Origin of the sequence: Ralstonia sp. RL (assembly GCF_001683835.1) — a bacterium.
Taxonomy (GTDB): Bacteria; Pseudomonadota; Gammaproteobacteria; order Burkholderiales; family Burkholderiaceae; genus Ralstonia; species Ralstonia mannitolilytica.
In genome coordinates this window covers 17,679-35,460 of sequence record NZ_LWRX01000170.1, presented here as the reverse complement: position 1 = coordinate 35,460, position 17,782 = coordinate 17,679, and the positions used below count along the sequence as shown (strand labels likewise).

18 protein-coding genes are annotated in these 17,782 nt (G+C 68.8%); 7 read left to right on the top strand and 11 right to left on the bottom strand.

Features of this window, described 5'->3' with window-relative positions; translation table 11 throughout:
- Window positions 1-135: 135 nt before the first annotated feature.
- A complete protein-coding gene (locus A6M56_RS16925; RefSeq protein ID WP_045785087.1) occupies window positions 136-1,311 on the bottom strand; it encodes an ABC transporter substrate-binding protein in 1,176 nt (391 codons plus the stop codon).
- Between the two features lie 199 nt (window positions 1,312-1,510).
- On the opposite strand from A6M56_RS16925, the gene A6M56_RS16920 reads away from it, so the two are divergent.
- Window positions 1,511-2,311, top strand: coding sequence for an AraC family transcriptional regulator (locus tag A6M56_RS16920; RefSeq protein ID WP_045785088.1), 801 nt, complete (start codon window positions 1,511-1,513; stop codon window positions 2,309-2,311).
- A 20-nt stretch (window positions 2,312-2,331) separates the two neighbouring features.
- Here A6M56_RS16920 and A6M56_RS16915 read toward each other — a convergent pair whose 3' ends face one another.
- Window positions 2,332-3,627 carry an ATP-binding protein gene (locus tag A6M56_RS16915; RefSeq protein WP_102080182.1) on the bottom strand — a complete coding sequence of 432 codons (1,296 nt, stop codon included), beginning with the start codon at window positions 3,625-3,627 and terminating at the stop codon, window positions 2,332-2,334.
- Between the two features lie 2 nt (window positions 3,628-3,629).
- Complete coding sequence (locus A6M56_RS16910; protein WP_045785090.1) at window positions 3,630-4,361, bottom strand: response regulator; 732 nt, start codon at window positions 4,359-4,361, stop codon at window positions 3,630-3,632.
- A gap of 199 nt (window positions 4,362-4,560) precedes the next feature.
- Between A6M56_RS16910 and A6M56_RS16905 the strand changes: the two genes are divergently transcribed.
- Window positions 4,561-5,364: a MipA/OmpV family protein gene (locus tag A6M56_RS16905; RefSeq protein ID WP_257984058.1), complete on the top strand. Its 804-nt coding sequence runs from the start codon at window positions 4,561-4,563 to the stop codon at window positions 5,362-5,364.
- A 10-nt stretch (window positions 5,365-5,374) separates the two neighbouring features.
- Here A6M56_RS16905 and A6M56_RS16900 read toward each other — a convergent pair whose 3' ends face one another.
- Window positions 5,375-6,295: an alpha/beta hydrolase family protein gene (locus tag A6M56_RS16900; RefSeq protein ID WP_102080184.1), complete on the bottom strand. Its 921-nt coding sequence runs from the start codon at window positions 6,293-6,295 to the stop codon at window positions 5,375-5,377.
- 144 nt (window positions 6,296-6,439) lie between these two features.
- Between A6M56_RS16900 and A6M56_RS16895 the strand changes: the two genes are divergently transcribed.
- Both A6M56_RS16895 and A6M56_RS16890 read left to right on the top strand, forming a co-directional pair.
- Window positions 6,440-7,330 carry a helix-turn-helix domain-containing protein gene (locus A6M56_RS16895; RefSeq protein ID WP_102080290.1) on the top strand — a complete coding sequence of 297 codons (891 nt, stop codon included), beginning with the start codon at window positions 6,440-6,442 and terminating at the stop codon, window positions 7,328-7,330.
- A 93-nt stretch (window positions 7,331-7,423) separates the two neighbouring features.
- On the top strand, window positions 7,424-8,155 hold the full coding sequence (locus A6M56_RS16890) for a PepSY-associated TM helix domain-containing protein (RefSeq protein ID WP_062737756.1): 732 nt from the start codon (window positions 7,424-7,426) through the stop codon (window positions 8,153-8,155).
- Window positions 8,156-8,159: 4 nt separating this feature from the next.
- On the opposite strand, the gene A6M56_RS16885 is transcribed toward A6M56_RS16890, so the two are convergent.
- Complete coding sequence (locus A6M56_RS16885; protein WP_102080185.1) at window positions 8,160-10,412, bottom strand: mechanosensitive ion channel family protein; 2,253 nt, start codon at window positions 10,410-10,412, stop codon at window positions 8,160-8,162.
- A 72-nt stretch (window positions 10,413-10,484) separates the two neighbouring features.
- Window positions 10,485-11,744: an MFS transporter gene (locus A6M56_RS16880; protein ID WP_045785095.1), complete on the bottom strand. Its 1,260-nt coding sequence runs from the start codon at window positions 11,742-11,744 to the stop codon at window positions 10,485-10,487.
- 137 nt (window positions 11,745-11,881) lie between these two features.
- Here A6M56_RS16880 and A6M56_RS16875 point away from each other — a divergent pair, with 137 nt between their 5' ends.
- On the top strand, window positions 11,882-12,601 hold the full coding sequence (locus A6M56_RS16875) for a glutathione S-transferase (protein WP_102080186.1): 720 nt from the start codon (window positions 11,882-11,884) through the stop codon (window positions 12,599-12,601).
- 43 nt (window positions 12,602-12,644) lie between these two features.
- Here the strand turns inward: A6M56_RS16875 and A6M56_RS16870 are convergent, their stop codons facing one another.
- From A6M56_RS16870 to A6M56_RS16855, 4 genes are all read right to left on the bottom strand, one after another.
- Window positions 12,645-13,019 (bottom strand): hypothetical protein, encoded by a 375-nt coding sequence (locus tag A6M56_RS16870; RefSeq protein WP_045785097.1) that lies wholly within the window; start codon window positions 13,017-13,019, stop codon window positions 12,645-12,647.
- Between the two features lie 41 nt (window positions 13,020-13,060).
- Complete coding sequence (locus A6M56_RS16865; RefSeq protein ID WP_045785098.1) at window positions 13,061-13,483, bottom strand: hypothetical protein; 423 nt, start codon at window positions 13,481-13,483, stop codon at window positions 13,061-13,063.
- Window positions 13,484-13,803: 320 nt separating this feature from the next.
- Window positions 13,804-14,031 (bottom strand): hypothetical protein, encoded by a 228-nt coding sequence (locus A6M56_RS16860; RefSeq protein ID WP_045785099.1) that lies wholly within the window; start codon window positions 14,029-14,031, stop codon window positions 13,804-13,806.
- 45 nt (window positions 14,032-14,076) lie between these two features.
- The gene (locus A6M56_RS16855) at window positions 14,077-14,286 is read right to left on the bottom strand and encodes a hypothetical protein (protein ID WP_045785100.1); all 210 of its coding nucleotides are present in this window, start codon (window positions 14,284-14,286) and stop codon (window positions 14,077-14,079) included.
- 228 nt (window positions 14,287-14,514) lie between these two features.
- Between A6M56_RS16855 and A6M56_RS16850 the strand changes: the two genes are divergently transcribed.
- Window positions 14,515-15,720 carry a hypothetical protein gene (locus A6M56_RS16850; RefSeq protein ID WP_062737742.1) on the top strand — a complete coding sequence of 402 codons (1,206 nt, stop codon included), beginning with the start codon at window positions 14,515-14,517 and terminating at the stop codon, window positions 15,718-15,720.
- A gap of 4 nt (window positions 15,721-15,724) precedes the next feature.
- Here the strand turns inward: A6M56_RS16850 and A6M56_RS16845 are convergent, their stop codons facing one another.
- Entirely contained in the window at window positions 15,725-16,873 is a 1,149-nt protein-coding gene (locus tag A6M56_RS16845) for a cation diffusion facilitator family transporter (RefSeq protein WP_045785102.1), read from the bottom strand.
- 237 nt (window positions 16,874-17,110) lie between these two features.
- Between A6M56_RS16845 and A6M56_RS16840 the strand changes: the two genes are divergently transcribed.
- Window positions 17,111-17,779: a response regulator gene (locus tag A6M56_RS16840; protein WP_045785103.1), complete on the top strand. Its 669-nt coding sequence runs from the start codon at window positions 17,111-17,113 to the stop codon at window positions 17,777-17,779.
- The last annotated feature ends 3 nt before the right edge of the window (window positions 17,780-17,782 follow it).

Genomic DNA, 17,782 nt, shown 5'->3' with positions numbered 1-17,782 from the left:
ATCTCGGGCGCGCCTTTCTTTTGCTTACTTTTCTTTGGCAAGACAAAGAAAAGTAAGTCGGCCCCGGCAGGGGACGATACAAGGGATGCACCACCAGCAACAAAATCAAACAACAACCCCCACCCCCCAAAACCCCTACTGAATCACCAACCCATTAGGCCCCACCACCCCCAACTCCACATAGTGCGACCCAGGCCGAGACCGGTCCGAAAAATCCACCACAAACCCACCGCCCACATCAAAGTTGCGCAGGTGCGCCAGTTCGCGACGCACCTGCTCCCGCGTAGGCTTGGGCCCCGCACGCCGCATCGCTTCAGCGAGTACCTTGGCGGCAACAAACCCCTCCACTGCCCGGAACGACGGCTCAACATCCTTGGCGCCCACCACGGCACGCGCCCGGTTGAATTCTCGGATGATCGGGTTCACGGCCTTGCCGGGGTTGGGCATCACCAACGCGAGCGAATAGCCGCGCACCGCATCGATGCCCGCCACCTTGAGCAGGATGCCGGGGTCGATGGACGACAGTCCCAGCAGTTGCGCGCCGCCGCCGCGCGCGCGGTATTGCTTGACGAACTGCGCGGCCGGCTCGGCAGTGGCGCCAAGGAAGATCGCCTGCACATCGGCGTCGAGCAGCTTGTCGACAGCCGCACCCACCGCTGCGGTATTGCGCGGGTACGAGGCGGTGGCCGCAATCGCCAGCTTGTGGGCCTTGAGCGTGCCCTCCACGCCGGCCAGGGCTTCCTTGCCCAGCGCATCGTCCTGGTACAGCACGCCGATGCGCGTAATGCCGATGGTGACGAGCGCGCTCACCATCTTGTCGATCTCCTGCTGGTAGCTCGCCTTGATGGGGAACACGAGGGGGTCGCCGGTCATGGTCGAGGCACCGGTGGCCGGGCCGACGAGCGGCAGGTTCGCTTCGGCCAGCACGCGGTTGCGCATCAGCGCTTCGACATTGGCGGTACCGACCACCGTGAGCACCGCGACAGGGTTGTCGATGCGCGCCATGTCGCGCACGTTGCGCACGGTCTGCTCGACTTTTTGTTCATCGTCGCGGGCGACCAGGCGGATGGTCTCGCCATTGATACCGCCTTCGAGATTGAGCCAGTCGAAATACAGCCGCGCGCCGGCGTGGAGCGCCCGCCCCGTCGCGGCCTGTGAGCCCGTGAGCGGCAAGGACTGGATGACGCTGATATCGGCCTGGGCGGCCGATGCCGACAGCATGGCGCCCGCCGCAAGCACGGCGCCCCATGGCCGGCGCAGGCCCGCCAGCCAGCGCGCGCTCCGGCAGCGCGCGTGATTTCCCGTTTGCATGATTCGCACCCTTCACCGCGGCCTCATGGGCGGCGGCGTTTTGTCGAGATCGCGGCGGTTGTCCGTCCTGCGATCCACTTTGTCGTTGTATGGCGTCCAACACGGTGACGCGGCCGATAGCCTGCCATCGCGCAGGGGCTTTCGACAAGCCCTGCCAGCCGTTTTAGACTCGCCGGATCGTCCCTGTCGCAAACCCGCCATGCCGCAGCGCATCCTGCCCACCGACATCGAAGGCCGCACGCCGCCCACGCCGGCACGGCCGGTGCGGCTTTACACGCGGCAGATGGACGCCAACACGCGCTTCCCGCGCCACACGCATCCGTGGGCGCAGGTGGCGTACAGCCACAACAGCGTGCTGCGCGTGCAGGCCGGCGATACGGCGTGGGTCGTGCCGCCCTCGCGGGCGATCTGGATTCCGCCGGGTATCGAGCACGAGGTGTGGGTCGTGGAGGCCGCCTTCCTGCGCACGCTGTATGCCGACCCGTCGGTGGTGACGGGCACGCTCACGCAGTGCCGCGTCATGGAGGTCTCGCCGCTGCTGCGCGAGCTGATTGCCGCGATGGACGTGCGCCAGCCCTTGCCCGCGGCGCGCGAGCAGGCGCTCGCCACGCTCATCCTCGACGAGCTGCGCCGTAGTGCGCCGCTGCCGCTCGATCTGCCGATGCCCGCCGACAAGCGCCTGCGCGCCCTGTGCGAGCGCGTGATGGCCGACCCCGGCACATCGCTCACCTTTGACGATCTTGCCCGCCACGTGGGCGCCAGCACGCGCACGCTGGCGCGGCGGTTCCGCGATGAACTGGGTGTGAGCTTCTCGCAATGGCGACAGCAGGCCGTGCTCGCCAGCGCCATCCCGATGATGTCGCAGGGGATGCCGCTCGCGCAGGTGGCGCAGGCGCTCGGCTACAACAGCCAGAGCGCGTTTTCGGCGATGTTTCGGCGCGCCTTCGGCAGCAGCCCGAGCGCGTTCCTGCACCGGCCCGGCAGCGACGAGCCCAACTGAGCCGCCGCGAAGCCGCGGGGCTAAATCAGCGGCATCGCCATCGCAGGCAACTGCACCGCAAAGCGTGCGCCGCCACCGGGCGCCGCGTCGAGGCGCACCTCGCCGCCGTGCACGAGCGCAATGCGGCGCACGATCGCCAGCCCGAGGCCGAAGCCGCCGGTGTGCCGATCGCGGCTCGCATCGAGGCGCAGGAACGGTTCGAACACGCGCGCGCGGTCGGCAGGCGGAATGCCGGGCCCGTCGTCCTCCACCGTCAGGCACAGCGCACCTGCCGGGCCCGCTTCGGCCCGGATGATGATGGTGTGCTGCGCATAGCGTAAGGCGTTGCGGATCAGGTTGAGCAGCGCGCGTGCCACCAGACGCGGGTCGCATACGTGGTGCGTAGGTGCGGCATCGGCGTGTACCACCAGCGCGAGCTGGCGATCGGCCACGTCATTGGCAACGCTGCCGACCACGCTGTCGAGCCATTCGCCCACCGCCACGCGCATCAGCACGAGATGCGTGGCGCCCTGCTCGAGGCGGCTCAGCGCAAGCAGCTCGGTCACCAGTTCATCGAGTTCCCGCACGTCGCGGCGCAGGGCATCGACGCGGACGGCGCGCTGATCGTCGGACAGCGGTGACTGCAGCAGCGCGATGCCGAATTCCAGCCGCGCGATCGGCGTCTTCAGCTCGTGCGAGATACCGTTCATCATCTCGCGCTGGTGCTGGATCGAGCCCTGGATGCGCTCGGCCATGTCGTCGAACTGGCGCGCCAGCGCATACACGTTCGAGCGTTTGCGCAGATTGGCGCGCGTGGACAACCTGCCGGCACCAAAGGCGCGTGCGGCCTCTTCGAGCGTGCGCAGGTCGCGCCAGTGCGACCACACCCACAGCATCAGCGGCAGCAGCGCGGCAATGGCAATCAGGCCGTAGGCCATCGCCTTGATATGGCTGTAGTCGATGTCGTCGGCGTGCGCGTGCAGCACGGCGCCGTCCCGCAGCGGCAGGTAGTAGTCCTTGCCGTTCGTCAGCAGCACGAGCTTGTCCTGGGCGAGGTCGCGCCGCTGTTGCGCGGACAACGCAGGCACGGCGGCCGGATCGACGACATCGAATCTCTCCCACGCGTTGTCGTTCAGCCGCGCGATGGCAGCCTCGCGGGCGTCGCCGGCGCGATCGAGGTATTCCCGCAGGGCGAAGGCGTAGCCTTTGCGCAGTTCGCGCTCGCCGTGCGTGAGCGTGTCATGAAACAGCAGGACGAACGACTTGTTGACGGCGACCAGCGCCAGCGCAGCCGCCAGCACGACCATCGCATACAGCTTGAACAATGACTTGAACACGCTCAATCCTCCCAGGCCGAGGGGCTGAACAGGTAGCCGCGCCCCCAGATCGTCTTGATCTTGTGCGGCTCGGGCGACGCGTCGCCAAAGCGGCGGCGCAGGCGCGAGATGCCGGAATCGACCGTGCGGTCCAGCCCGTCGAATTCAATGCCGCGCAGCTGCTTGAGGATGTCGTCGCGGCTGAGCACGGTGCCGGCGGCGCGCGCCAGGATCAGCAGCAGGTTGAACTCCGCCGTCTTCAGATCGACCGGCTGCCCGCGCCACGTGACGGTGCGGTTCGGCGGCGAGATGACGAGTTCGCCAAAGACCAGCGTGTCGTCGCGCGGCGTCGCCGGCTCGGACGTCGACATGGCCGGCGACGCGCGGCGCAGCAATGCGCGCGCGCGGGCCACCAGCAGACGCGGCTCGATCGGCTTGAGCACGTAGTCGTCGGCGCCGATCTCAAGGCCCGCGACCTGGTCGTACGTGTCGACGCGGGCGGTCAGGATCAGCACCGGCACGCGCGAAAACGCCCGGATGCGCCGGCACACCTCCATGCCGTCCATGTGCGGCAGCATCAGATCCAGGATCACCAGCGCCGGCTGGTGCTCGCGCACGGCGGCCACGGCGATGTCGCCGCGGCGCACCACGTCGACCGCAAATTCGTAGTTGCCCAGGTATTCACTGACAAGCTGCGCGAGGCGATCGTCGTCCTCGATCAGCAGCACCTTGGTCTTGAGCGGCCCCTCGGTCATCGCTCATACCCCCGTTTGTTCTTTTGATGGCCGGCAGTGTATGCGCGCTGCCTTGCGAGTGGTTGGCCCGGAAAAACTTGCAGACACTCGCACACAATTGCGCACAACTTCCCGGCAATTTCCAGACAGACGTGCGGGCGGCCACTGGCCAGACTGCGGGCTCTTCCTTCTTCCGAAGATCCTTCAAGAGGTCCCGACCGTGTCCAAACGTCTCTCCCGTCTTTCCCTGCGGTTTTCCGTGCCGTGTCTGGCCATGCTGACCGGCCTGTGGCTGCCGTCGCCGGTCCATGCCGACGAGGCGTCGTATTCGCTGTCGCTCAACGTGGGGGCGGCGCCGCGCTACGAAGGCAGCAAGCAGTACACCGTGACCGCCGGGCCAGGCTTCCGGGCGGACTTCGGCAACGGCTGGTTCATCGACCCGCTGCAGGGCGGTGCCGGCTATGCCATCCGCTTCCTGAACGGCATGTTCGCGTCGGCCGCGCTGTCGTACGACGCCGGCCGCACCGAGCGCAACCGCTACGGGCGCGCAGGCTCGGACCACCTGAAGGGGATGGGCGACATCAAGGGCGCGTTCCTGGGCGTGTTCACCGTCGGCACCAAGGTGTGGGGCGACGCCACCGCCAGCGCCACGTTGGAAGTGCCGATCAGCCACCGCGAGCGCGGCTGGTCCGGGCATCTCGACCTGAACACACCCGTCGTGGAATGGGGCAACGACACGATCAGCGTGAACCCGAGCCTGCACTTCGGCTCGCGCAAGTACATGCAGACCTATTTCGGGGTGACGCCGCAACAGTCGGCCAACAGCGGCTTTGCCGAGTACGACGCCAAGGGCGGCGCCACGGCCGTCTCCGTCACGGTGGCGTGGCGGCATACCTTCTCGCGCCACTGGGCACTGCAGACCGCCGTGGGCGCCACGCGCCTGCTCGGCAACGCCGCCAGGAGCCCGATCGTGCAGACCAGGCAGAGCTACTTTGGCGGCACGGGGATCGTCTACACCTTCTGAGGCGGCACGCTCAGGCGAGCGCATCGAGCCAGGCGATGGTCTCGCGCCACCACGGCGCCCCCGACGACGCACGGAAGAAACCCATGTGGCCGACGGCCTTGGCGCCCAGCGCGGCGCCGCCCACCTGCCGGCGCGTGACACGGGCGGCCGGAAACTGTGCGACGAGCGCATCGATGGCGCGCGCGGGCGCGAAGGCATCGTCGTCGAATCCCCAGGCAAGCAGCGGCACGTTCAGCCGCGCGTAGCGGGACGTGTCCAGACCGGCGCGCGGCGCGAACACGTAGCCGCGCCGGCGCGCCAGCCTGGCCCAGTCGGCGAGGATGGTGGAAGGGATCTCCATCGGCCCCATGCCGATGCTCGACAGCGGCAGACAGCCGCCGCGCGCGGACCGCACGGCCAGCGGAATCCGCACGTGCAGCAGCCACGCAAACTGCACGCGGCCCAGCCCGCCGCCCCAAGGCCACAGCCGCGCATTGGCCAGGGAAGACGCCACCTGCACGAGCGCATCGGCATGCACGATGTGCGGGGCCAGGGCCGCCAGTTGGCCCCCCGCGCTGTGTCCGAGCACCACCAGCCTGCGGCCGCTGCAGCCTTCGGGGACGAGCGTGTCGCGCACCCACTTCAGCACGGCGTCGATGTCGTATCGGCCCCAGTCGGCAAAGCGCGGCACGCCCGGGCCGCTCGCAAGCGCCGGCCCGATGCCGCGATAGTCGAACGTCACGACGCGCCAACCGGCCAGGCACAGCGCCCGCGCGAAGGCATCGTAAAACTGGCGCGGCACGCCGAGCGCCGAGCAGATCACCACCGTGCCGCGCGCGCCCAGGCCGGGGCTGGTGACGGTCACCGGCAGCGTCCAGCCGTCGGCGGTGCGAACGTGGTCTTCGCGGGTGGGAAGCGCATCGGCGGGGTAGTCGATGGGATCGCGCTGCATGGGCACTCCACTGGGCGGGTCGAGGTGCCTGCAGTATTGGCGGCGCCCGGCGGGGTCACAATTACGCGACAGGTAATCGCGGCACCTACTTCCGTCTGCTTCAATACCGCCATGAACCCGCGCCAGTCCGAAGACACGCCCGCCATGCTTGATGAAGCCCGCAGTGCCCCGCTGCCCGCCGAGCCGCCCGAGGCGGCAGGCTCCCGCTTTGCGCAACTGCTGCGCTTCTGGCGCAACCGGCGCGGCTACAGCCAGTTGGCCCTCGCGCTGGCGGCCGGCGTGTCGCAGCGGCACGTGAGCTTTCTCGAATCGGCCCGCGCGGCCCCGAGCCGCAACATGATCCTGCAGCTTGCCGAAGAGCTGAACGTGCCGCTGCGGCATCGCAACCAGATGCTGCTGGCCGCGGGCTTCGCACCGGCCTACCCCGAGCAGGGCCTGGGCGCCCCGGCCGACGAGGCCTCCCCCATGATGCAGGCCGTGCGCCACGCGGTGAAGCTCATCCTCGACAAGCAGGCGCCGTATCCGGCCATCGTGCTCGACCGCTTCTGGCACCTGCTGGATGCCAACACCGCCCACCGCCGCCTGATGCGCTGGGCCATCGGCGACGACCGGTCCGAAGGCGCGCCCGGCGCGGTCAACATGATGAAGCTGGTGTTCGACCCGACGGCGCTGTGGCCGGCCATCGTCAACCGCGAGGCCGTTGGGCGCTACCTGGCCCGGCGCGTTCGGCAGGAGCTGGCGCTGCACGCCATCGACCCGGCCACGCAGCGGCTGCTGGACGACATCCGGGCGCTGCAGCCGGCGCTGTTCGAAGCGGCCGATGCGCCCCTGCCGACCGGGCCCGCAGCCGATGCCGGCGACCCGCCGCCGTTCCTCCCCGTCACGCTACAGCGCGACGGCCTGACGATCTCGCTGTTCACCACGCTCACCACGCTGGGTACGCCGCGCGACGCCGGGCTGCAGGAGATGCGCATCGAGTGCTTCTATCCGGCCGACGAGGCGTCGCGGCGGGCGCTGGAGCGTATGACGTTGTAAGACACGCCGCATTGCAACGAGAATCATTCTCATCTATATTGGCCGGTCGATTTTGCCCTTCGTCCGGCGGCCGTGGCGCCGCCAATGTGCTCGATGACCGACCTGTCACATCCCCCGCTTTCCACCCAACCGGCCGCCCGCCCTGCCAAGGCCAAGGCCGATCACCCGGCCAATCGCCGCGCCACGGTCGTGCGCTGGCTGCGCAAGACGCATGGCTGGTTTGGCCTATGGGGTGCGGTGATGGGGCTGATCTTTGGCGTGTCCGGCATCTGGCTGAACCACCGCGCGGTGATGAAGCTGCCGGTGGCGCAGCAGCGCACCAACACGCAGATCGCGCTGCCTGACCCCGTGCCGGCCACGCCGGAGGCCATGAACGCCTGGCTGCAGCAGGCGCTGAAACTGCCGGAGCCGGCCGCCCGCGTGCGCGTGGAAAAGGCCAAGCCGGTGGCCTGGGCCGAGCGCCCCGCCAAGGGCAAGGACGGCGAGACCGCCGCCGCCAAGCCGCTGATGCAGCCCGAGCAATGGACATTCAACTTCGGCAGCGCCACCACGCAGATCCAGGCGGAATACTGGGCTGGCAACCGCTCGGTAGCGATCCGCCAGACCGACAACGGCTTCCTCGGCACGCTGATGAACCTGCACAAGGGCGTCGGCATGACGGTGCCGTGGATTCTGCTGGTGGATACGCTGGCCGGCTGCCTGATCTTCCTGTCGATCTCAGGCCTGTGGCTGTGGGTGTTGACCACCAAGCGCCGCACCGTCGGCTGGACGATCTTCGGATTGGGCAGTCTGCTGGCGATCGGTCTGGCCATCGCGCGCCTGTAGCGCGCTAGGCCGGCGGTGCGGACGACGCCACCGCCGCCGTCTCGCGCTTCTCGCCGGCCGGCCCAACCCGCGTCATCCACTCCTCGAACGCCGGCGAAGTCTGCAGCACCGTCGCCGGCGTCGCCAGCGCGACTTTTTCCTTGTCGAACGTGTCCTTCACCACGACGTTGAAGGCGCGCAGCACATCGGCCTGCTTCTGCGGCAGCGTCTTGAAGCGGCCCTTGACGATCATCGCGCCGCCCTCGAAGCGGTCCAGCCCGAAAATCTCGGCCCCGCCCAGCAGCGTGTACGCAAAGCGCGGTTCGCCGGCCACCTGGTCCGCGGCAGCGCGCACGAGCTCGATGGCCTTCTGCGGATCGGCATCCATGGCCACCCGCACTTCGAAATCGGCAAACGAGTAGTCGCGCGAGAGGTTGCGCACGGTCTTGATCTGGCTGAACGGGATCGACAGCACGGCGCCCGTGCCGTCGCGCAGGCGCACCGTGCGGATGGTCAGGTTGACGACGCTGCCGGAGGCCACGCCCACATCGACCACGTCGCCCACGCTGATGGTGTCCTCCATCAGGATGAAGATGCCGGTGATCAGATCCTGCGCCAGCGACTGCGCGCCAAAACCCACCGCGAGGCCGATGACCCCCGCGCCGGCGACCAGCGGCGTCACGTTCACGCCGAGATTGGCCAGCACGCCAATGCCCGCCGTCACCACGAGCGTGACCTTCAGCCCGTTGCGCAGCAACGGCAGGATCGTGCGCGCCCGCGTGCTCGGCTGCGCGCGCGAGGTGGCCGGCGAGAGCGCCTGCAGGATCGCCGTATCGAGCAGGATCCACACGAGCCATGTGGCAAACACCGTGCTGATGAGCCCGACCAGCGCATCGGCGATGCGCTTGCCGTTGACGGAGCTGTGCGTCACCTCCACCAGCGTGTGGCCCCACACGCGCAGCACCAGCTCGACGAACACGATCCAGATGCCGAGCTGCAGCAGCGCGGTGAAGAACTGCTTGAGCCGCTCCACATACGGCGACGTGCGTGCCATCCGCAGGCGCAGGCGCCAGCTGGCGCGCGGGCGCACCACCACCGTCAGGAAGAGCGCTGCCACCAGCAGCAGCGACGTCATCACCGCACGGCGCGAAACGGCGTCGACGTTGTCGGGCATGGTCAGCGTGGCGAGCAACGTCACGCCGGCCAGCAGCACCACCGGCACCGGCCATAGCGTCGCCATCAGGCTGCGGAGCTGGTTGCCGGCATGCTCGCCCTGGCGCAGCTCGAGCGGGCGGTTGGCGATCAACTGGCCGACAGCGCGACGGGACCACAGCGCGCCCACCGCGAGCATCAGGGACGAAACGGCGTTGCACGCGGTGGCCAGCAGCAGGCTGAGCGCACCACCCAGCACCAGCGCGACGCGCGGATCCACCAGCGCATCGCCGCAGGCGCCCAGGCTCGCGGCCAGGAAGATCGGCCACATGCAGCGGCGCAGCAGGTACTCCACCGCCACGCGCCGGTGCGCGCTGCCGGCAAACAGCGAGAACAGCATCGCCACGCCCGCCGTGATGATCGCGCCCCACACGATCGCGTAGGCCAGCACCACCGCCAGCACGAAGCCGGGCGAGGCGCTCTCGCCCAGGCGCATCAGCACCGCGAACGACACGGCCCACGGGCCGATCTTGCGCAAGGCGTCGATGAACAGCGCCCGCGTGGTCGGGTGCCGCCCCAGCCCCGCCTGAATGCCGAAGACGCGGCGCAACACCCAGCCCAGCCCGAGCAGGCCGCCGGCAATCGCCGCCCAGATGCCCACGGTGCCGACAAAGTCGGCCGCAAGACGCGCGCGCTTGTCGGGGGCGAGGAGGAGGCCCACGTCGCCGCTGGCCGCTTCGATGCGGCGCAGCCAGTAGCGCGGGGCGCCGGCCTCGACGTCGGCCTGCAGCGAGCCGTTCTCGATGAGCGAAGCCACCGCGCCGAGCAGCCCCGGCGCCTGCTCGGCCTGCGCATGCTGCTGGGCCGCCACACCGTCGCGCAGCTGCTTGAGCTCGTTGACGAGCGCGGCGCGCTGCTGGTCGTTGTCGAGCAGCGTGATGACGGTATCGAGCGACTGGCGCGTCTGCGCAGGATCGGCGGCAGGCGCCGAGGCAGCGGAGGTGGACGTCGGCAGCCCGGCAAGCCTGGCAAACGGCACCGGTGCCGACTGCGCCGTACCGGCCATCACGAGGAACCATGCCGCGATCCACCATCGCCGGCAGCAGAACAGGATACGAGTAGGCATGACGAAAGAAAGCGCGATCGTGCAGACAACAATCACGGCACGATACGCGAATTCGCGCCGGGCGCGTCGGCGCTATCGCCTGGCGCCAGGCGGCAGCGGTGCACGCCGCCACAGCCACGCCGCTGTGGCAAGCGCACTCGCCATGCACGTCATCACCAGCGCGACCACGCCGGCCCAGCCCCACGGGGCGTAGAGCTTGCCGCCCGCCGTGCCGATCAGGCTCGAGCCGAGGTAGTACGCCAGCAGATACAGTGCCGCAGCCTGTCCCTTGGCCCGCTGCGCGCGGCGCCCGACCCATCCGCTGGCCACCGCATGCGCGCCGAAGAAGCCAAAGGTCAGCAGCGCAATGCCGCCAATGACAAGCGCCAGCGGCACGGCCAGCGTCAGCAGCACGCCGGCCGTCATCAACGCCGTGCCGGCCATCAACATGCGGCCCCGGCCATGGCGGTCGGCCAGCCGTCCGAACCACGTCGATGCGCCGATCCCCAGCAGATACACCATGAAGATGCCGCCCACCGCAGTGTGGCTCAGGGCGTACGGCGGACCGAGCAGCCGGAAGCTCGCATAGTTGTAGACCGTGACGAATCCGCCCATCAGCAGGAACCCCATGGCGAACAGCGCACGCAGGCCCGGTTCACGCAGATGCGCGGCCAGCGTGTCGAACAGGTCGCCGGGCGACACACCGTGGCGCGGCACGAAGCGGCGCGACGGCGGCAGCAGCCACAGGAACGCCAAGGCGGCCAGCAGGCCGAGCGCGCCGGTGAAGCCCATGGCGGCGCGCCAGCCGGCGTAGTCGGCGGCGGCGCCCGTGAGCACACGTCCGGCCATGCCGCCGAACGCCGTGCCGCCCACGTACAGCCCCATCGCCAGGCCCAGGCCCTGCGGATGCACCTCTTCCGCCAGATACGCCATCGCCACGGCCGGCACCCCGCCCAGCGCGATGCCGAGCACGGCCCGCGTGGCGAGCAGCCCATGCCAGCCCGGCAGGACGGCCGCCGCCAGCGTCAGCGCCGATGACAGCAGCAGCGACACGCCCATCAGCGTCTTGCGATGGATCGACTCCGAGAGCAAGCCCGCAAACAGGATCGCAAACGCCAGCAGCAGCGTCGACACCGACAGCACGAGGCTCGTCTGCGCCGGCGTCAAGGCAAAGTCGTGCGCCAGCAGCGGCATCAGCGGCTGCACGCAATACAGCAGTGAAAACGTGGAGAACCCCGCTGCAAACAGCGCGAGGTTCGCCCGCAGATAGCCGGGGTGGCCGCGCACGAGCCAGCGGGAAGGATCAGCGGGCTCGATGGGCGCCACGGCTGCGGAAGCGGAAGAATCGGTCACGTGAGGGCGGTGGGAACAGGCGCGCGGGGCAGGCGCCTATTATCGTTCGCAAGCGCCGTGCTTGCCGTGCCGCGCGACGCACGGGGCGCGGCATCGGTCTTGCTGCGCGCCAGCCACTGCATGCTTCTGGCCCAACCATGGACACCACCACGCTCTACTACTGGCCCGAAATCCAGGGCCGCGGAGAATTCGTCCGCCTCGCGCTCGAACAGGCCGCCGTGCCGTACGTGGACGTCGGCCGTGAAGACGAAACCGCCATCGAGGCCTTTCTCGACGACGCCGGGATCGCCACGCCGCCCTTCGCGCCGCCGTTCCTCGTCGTGGGCGACCTGGTGATCCCGCAGACGGCCAACATCCTGCTCTATCTCGGCCAGCATTACGGCCTGGCGCCGCACGACGAAGCCGGAGGCCTCTGGACGCACGGCCTGCAGCTCACCCTCGCCGATTTCGTGGTGGAGATCCACGACACGCACCACCCCATCGCCGCAGGTGCCTATTACGAAGAGCAGCAAGCCGAAGCCAAGCGCCGCGCGGCGGATTTCCTCGCCCATCGCGGGCCCAAGTTCCTGCGCTACTTCGAGCGCGTACTCGATCGCAACCCCGCCGGCCCGACCTGGGCCGTGCGCGATGCGCTGACGTACGTGGATCTATCGCTGTTCCAGATCGTGGCGGGGCTGCGCTATGCGTTCCCGCGCCACATGCGGCGCTACGAGCGGGAACTGCCGCACCTCGTGGCGCTGCACGATCGGGTGGCCGCGCTGCCCAACATCGCGGCGTATCTGGCATCGCCACGGCGCATTCCGTTCAACACGATGGGCATCTTTCGCCACTATCCGGAGCTCGATGCCGGCCAATGACAAGCCCGGCACGAGGCCGGGTCGATGCTGTGGCGCGGTGCGTTCAGGCCGGCAACCGCTGCCGCACGTCTTCGAGCGCGGCCGGCCAGCCTTCGACGGCGTGCAGATCGTGGATGTCCTGCAGATCGATCAGCAGATCGACCACGCGGTCGTCGTCCACGTTGATGCCGGAGGCGCGCAGCGCGCAGGCGAGCGGGTCATCACCCGGCACGCGCAGCAGGCTCACGCCCAGGCGCTCGATGGCGCTGCAGTAGACCGCATCGTCGATGAGGATGCCGACACCGCAGCGGCGGTTGTCCAGCCCACGATAGCGCGGCTCGCCGTCGGCGTCTTCGGAGCGGCAGCGCTGCGTGAGCAGATGCGTGCGCACGCGTTCAAAAATGTCCTCGATGGCGAGGAACGTCCCCTTCCCTTGCATGGGTGTCACCTTATGTGCGGTGATCTGGTGCCGGTCTGGCGTCAGAATGTATCGACGAGCGCGCCGCTCAAGCCAAACTGGCGGGCAATCGAATGCAGGCGTTCCTTCCACTCCCACGTGCCGAACACGTCATGCGCGTTCTGCAGCTTGGAGAGCAACTCGACGGTGTCGCGGTCGTCCACGTCGATGCGGGCCTTCTTGAGCGCGCGGCGCAGCGCCACGACGCCGGCGTCCATGTAACGCGGAATCTCGTTGGCAGGCTTGAGGATGTAACGCACCGGCACGCTTTCCATGGAGGTGGTGTAGTCCTGCACGCCGATCAGGTTGCCGATCGGGCAGCAGCGGCCGCCCTGGCCCCGGTACGCCGCGCCGCCGCGCGGAAGAATCGCCGCGCCGCCCTGGCCGAACAGATGGCGGACGGCGCCATCGTAGATTTCCTGTTTGCTGAGATATTGCGTCTTCATGTTCTTTCCCCTGACCCCAGGTCTGCATGCGTCGCCGATTCGGTGTTTCCCTTCCGGTCTGACGTTGCGTGACAGGCCGTCCGTGCGACCTATCTTGGTTCAGGATGCACCAGAACCATGGGCCGAAAAAGGACGGGAATGTAAGTCATTTTTACCGTTTGCTTTTTGGCAACGGATTTCCCGCAAAGGTGCGCTGGGCAACCTTCACGGGTGCTTCCCGCTCCACGCGCATGACCCATTTTCCGGCCTTGTGATGCGCGATCGCAACAGCGTGTGCGTGACGGTGCGCGCAGGTGGCGTAGGCGTCGTAGGCCTCGCACTTACATCCCGATGGGCTGGTCTGCGTGCCCGAGGCAGAAGCCGCGATGATCGTGGTGGGCGCACATCGGCATCACTTCGTAGCCGGCGGCGCGCAGCAGCACGGCGCGCGTTGCGACCTCCACCGGAGGCAGCGGCCGACCGGACTGGCGGTCGCGCACAAGACGGCCCAGCTCGCCAAACGGCTGGCGCAGCAGATGGTCCAGATCGAGCGAACCGCAGTACCGCATCACATCACCTACAGAAGAAAGCCGTGGCCACCGGGCGCCGGCGCATCACATCGATTCGTCGGCCAGTACGGGCGGAGCGACCAGCGTCTCGCGCACGCGAGCGTACGCGGCACGCTGCGCCCAGATGGCCTCTGCCAGCGCGGCGATGAGCCGCTCGCGTGGCAGGCCGAGGGGCGCTGCGCCGACTTGTGCCTGCACTGTGCGGAGCGCTTGCGTCACTTCGGCACGCCATCGCGCATCGACACGCTGGGTCATGTTGTTCTCGCTGATCGACTGGCGGGTTGGCGGATGGGATTCCGCTCTTGCCTGGGAAAAACGGCACCCGGCGCCGAAACTTGATTGCCGGCCGACGGCGTGCAGTGCCCCGGGGCTCCTCCAAACGGGTCTCCCCCATTCGCGCAGCAACTTCGGCGCGCGCATGCGGCCCAACCGGTTCTGAAAACCGCACCCCGGGCCTGTTCACCGCTGTGGACGCCCCCTGCAATGGAGTGTCACGTGTCTCGATCATCCTTCCTGCGCCGTACGTTGCTGGGCTGCGCCTGCGCGCTGGCCCTGCCCGCCATTGCCGCCGGCGCGCCGGACCCGCGCCAGTACATGCATGGCATTGGCGCGGTGCCGGCCGGCGCGCCCAATACCTTCAACGTGTTCTTCAGCTCATCGGGCCTGCCGCCGCGCGGTGCCGACCGCTCCGGAAGCTGGCCCCACGACGTGTATGTCGCGCAATGGCACGCCGATACGGGCAAGCTCGACACGCCGCGCATCTTCATCCAGAAGCCCGAGGCGCAGGAGCCGGTGAGCGTCGCCCGCAACCGCGCGGGGCAGGTCATGGTGTCGTTTGAAGACGGCTGGAATGCGCCCGAGAACGTCAACCAGCGCTTCGGCATCTACGACACGGCGCTGCGCCCGATCAAGGCGTATCCGCAGCAGGTGGAATCCGGCGGGCACTCGGGCCACATCGCGGCGGTCGGCGACCGCTTCGTGGTGTTCTATTCCGATGGCTGGGTCAACGGCGGCGGCGTGGACAACCTCGGCAGCGGCAACGGCGTCTACGTGAAGGTCTACGACGGGCGCGGGCGCCGGCTGCACAGCGTCGACATCGCGGACGGGCGCCGCGAATGGTGGCCCATGGTGGCCGGTGGCAGCACCCATGCGCTGCTGGCCTGGCAGCAGTTCGTGCCCGATCGCACCGAGGCCAACCTGAAGATCGCCATCCTGGACCCGGCCACCGGCCGCGTGAACGGCGAGCAGCTGCTGCACCAGCACGTGCAGTACTACACGTACAGCGTCACGTGGATGCCCGCCATCGAGCGTTTCCTGCTGGTGGGGGTGGCCAAGGGCAATGGCTTTGCCGACCTGATCGACAGCACGGGCAAGGTGCGCGCCTCGATCCCATGCATGCCGGCAACGGTGCGCGAGGCCGGCATCGCCGTGAACGACCGCACCGCCTACACCCCCGCCGCCGATGGCCGGCTGCTGCAGCTGCAGGCGGGCCCCGATTCCCTCACACTGTCGGGCACGCTGAGCAACGCCGACGGCAAGCCCGCGCGCTGGCGCCCGGTTGGCAGCATCGGCCTGCTGCGCACCTCGGGCACGCTGGACTGGCTATCGCTGACGGAACAAGGCCTGGAGCAGCTGCACTTCGACCCCAACAAGGCGCAGCCCGCCAACGCGACCGATCAGTGCCGGTGACGATTCACGCGTCGCTGGCCAGCACGCGCAGGCGCACCAGGCCGCCCCAGCGGGCGTACATGGCGTCGGCAATGCGGGCACGCTCGGCGGCGAGCGCAGCCGGCAGGATGAGGTCCACCTCCACGGCGCCATCGACGTAGTGCAGCACGCAGTGGCGGGCGTCCAGCGGCGTGCCGGCCGGCAGCAGCTGCGCCAGGGCCGCGCGCAGGGCGTCGCGGTCAGGCAGCGGCCCCGGGTCGGTGGCGATGCGCTCGCGCGGGTCGACGTGGATCTGCACGTCGAGCACGGCCATCGCCGTATGGGCGGCCAGCGCGTTCGTGCGCGCCCGCACGGCAATCGCGTGGCCTTCGCTCACCGAGACACGCGGGTCCACCTCGATATGCGCGTCGACCAGCGCCTGGTCGCCCGTCACGCGCGTGCGCAGATCGTGTACGTTCATCACGCCCGGCGTGGCCGCCAGGCTCGCGCGGATGGCCTCGACCTGCGCCGGCGGCAGCGCGCGGTCCATCAGGTCGTTGAGCGCCTCCCACCCGAAGCGCACGCCCACGCGTCCGATCATCAGCCCCACCACGCACGCGGCGACCGGGTCCAGCCAGTGATAGCCGAGCAGGTTGCCCGCCACGCCAATGGCCGCCACCAGCGACGACACCGCGTCGGAACGCGCATGCCACGCATTGGCGATCAGCATGCGTGAGCCGATGCGCTTGGCCACGGCCAGCATGTAACGGAACAGCCCTTCCTTGGCGCCCAGCGCAACGAGGGCCACCACCAATGCCAGCCCATGTACGGGCGTCGGCCCCTGCGGCGAGCGCAGGCTCTGCACCGCGGCCCAGATCATGCCGGCGCCCGCCCCCACCAGCAGCAGGCCCAGCCCCAGCGATGCGGCGTTCTCGTAGCGCGCGTGGCCGTACTGGTGGTCTTCGTCCGGCCCCTTGAGGCTGTTGCGGTTGGCGACGAAGACGATGCCGTCGGCAATCAAGTCCGAGAGCGTATGCAGTCCGTCAGCGACCAGGCCCTGCGAATGCGACCACAGCCCCGCGGCGATCTGCCCCGCCGAGAGCAGGCAGTTCACGCCCGCGCTCACCAGCGTGGAGCGTTCGGCGCCTTGTTGGCGTGCCGTGGCGGACGGCGCAGTCGGCTGATTTGACGTCATAGAGGTCGATACCGGAAACCGCCCGCATTGTGCCACGCGCCCTGCGCGGCGCACGGCACGGGCTGGCGGCGCAGGCTGAGCAGGGTCCAACAGATTTGCACAGATCTGCACCAGAAGCGCGCAGATCGGCGCCAATGAATAGGACTTTTCCGATGTTCCCGGCCTGCAGCATCAGCGATTCTCAGCAGCGCGGCCAACACGTTGCCGCGTGTTACGTGCCTTCGGAGATTCGCCCCCATGCAGCATCCCATTCAACTCGTCATTGCCGATGATCACCCGGGCGTGGTGGCCGCCGTGCGCAGCCTCGTGTCGGCGGCCGGCGGTTTCGAGGTGGTCGGCGAGGCCGGCAACGCCGACGAACTGCTCGCCCTGCTCGGCCGCGTGCGCTGCGACCTTGCCATCACCGACTACGCCATGCCGGGCAGCCGCTACGGCGACGGCATCCTCCTGCTCGAGTTCCTCGCGCGCCGCTACCCGGACCTGCGCGTCATGGTGCTGACCATGCTCGAGACGCGCGCGCTGATGAGCAACATCCTGCGCGCAGGCATCAAGGTCATCGTCAGCAAGGCAGACGAGCCGCAGCACATTCTCGAAGGGATCCAGGCGGCGCTGCACGACCGCATCTACCTCTCGCCGCAGCTCGATGCCAAGCTGATCCGCCGCGCGCGCGCGGCGGAACCCCCGGCCGACGACCCGATCGCCCTGCTCGGCAAGCGCGAGCTCGAGGTGCTGCGCATCTACGTCACGGGCAAGACGGTGACCGAGATCGCCGTGCAGATGAATCGCAGCGTCAAGACCATCAGCACGCAGAAGCAGCACGCCATGCGCAAGCTGGGCCTGCATACCGAGGCGGCGCTGTTCGACTTTGCCGTGCGCCACGGGCTGCTCGGCAGCGCAGAGGGCTGACGC

Bases quoted from the DNA above. Each gene is read 5' to 3' on its own strand.
- A6M56_RS16925 (WP_045785087.1), bottom strand. From the start codon at position 1,311: ATGCAAACGGGAAATCACGCGCGCTGCCGGAGCGCGCGCTGGCTGGCG.
- A6M56_RS16920 (WP_045785088.1), top strand. From the start codon at position 1,511: ATGCCGCAGCGCATCCTGCCCACCGACATCGAAGGCCGCACGCCGCCC.
- A6M56_RS16910 (WP_045785090.1), bottom strand. From the start codon at position 4,361: ATGACCGAGGGGCCGCTCAAGACCAAGGTGCTGCTGATCGAGGACGAC.
- A6M56_RS16900 (WP_102080184.1), bottom strand. From the start codon at position 6,295: ATGCAGCGCGATCCCATCGACTACCCCGCCGATGCGCTTCCCACCCGC.
- A6M56_RS16895 (WP_102080290.1), top strand. From the start codon at position 6,440: ATGCTTGATGAAGCCCGCAGTGCCCCGCTGCCCGCCGAGCCGCCCGAG.
- A6M56_RS16890 (WP_062737756.1), top strand. From the start codon at position 7,424: ATGACCGACCTGTCACATCCCCCGCTTTCCACCCAACCGGCCGCCCGC.
- A6M56_RS16885 (WP_102080185.1), bottom strand. From the start codon at position 10,412: ATGCCTACTCGTATCCTGTTCTGCTGCCGGCGATGGTGGATCGCGGCA.
- A6M56_RS16875 (WP_102080186.1), top strand. From the start codon at position 11,882: ATGGACACCACCACGCTCTACTACTGGCCCGAAATCCAGGGCCGCGGA.
- A6M56_RS16870 (WP_045785097.1), bottom strand. From the start codon at position 13,019: ATGCAAGGGAAGGGGACGTTCCTCGCCATCGAGGACATTTTTGAACGC.
- A6M56_RS16865 (WP_045785098.1), bottom strand. From the start codon at position 13,483: ATGAAGACGCAATATCTCAGCAAACAGGAAATCTACGATGGCGCCGTC.
- A6M56_RS16860 (WP_045785099.1), bottom strand. From the start codon at position 14,031: ATGCGGTACTGCGGTTCGCTCGATCTGGACCATCTGCTGCGCCAGCCG.
- A6M56_RS16855 (WP_045785100.1), bottom strand. From the start codon at position 14,286: ATGACCCAGCGTGTCGATGCGCGATGGCGTGCCGAAGTGACGCAAGCG.
- A6M56_RS16850 (WP_062737742.1), top strand. From the start codon at position 14,515: ATGGAGTGTCACGTGTCTCGATCATCCTTCCTGCGCCGTACGTTGCTG.
- A6M56_RS16845 (WP_045785102.1), bottom strand. From the start codon at position 16,873: ATGACGTCAAATCAGCCGACTGCGCCGTCCGCCACGGCACGCCAACAA.
- A6M56_RS16840 (WP_045785103.1), top strand. From the start codon at position 17,111: ATGCAGCATCCCATTCAACTCGTCATTGCCGATGATCACCCGGGCGTG.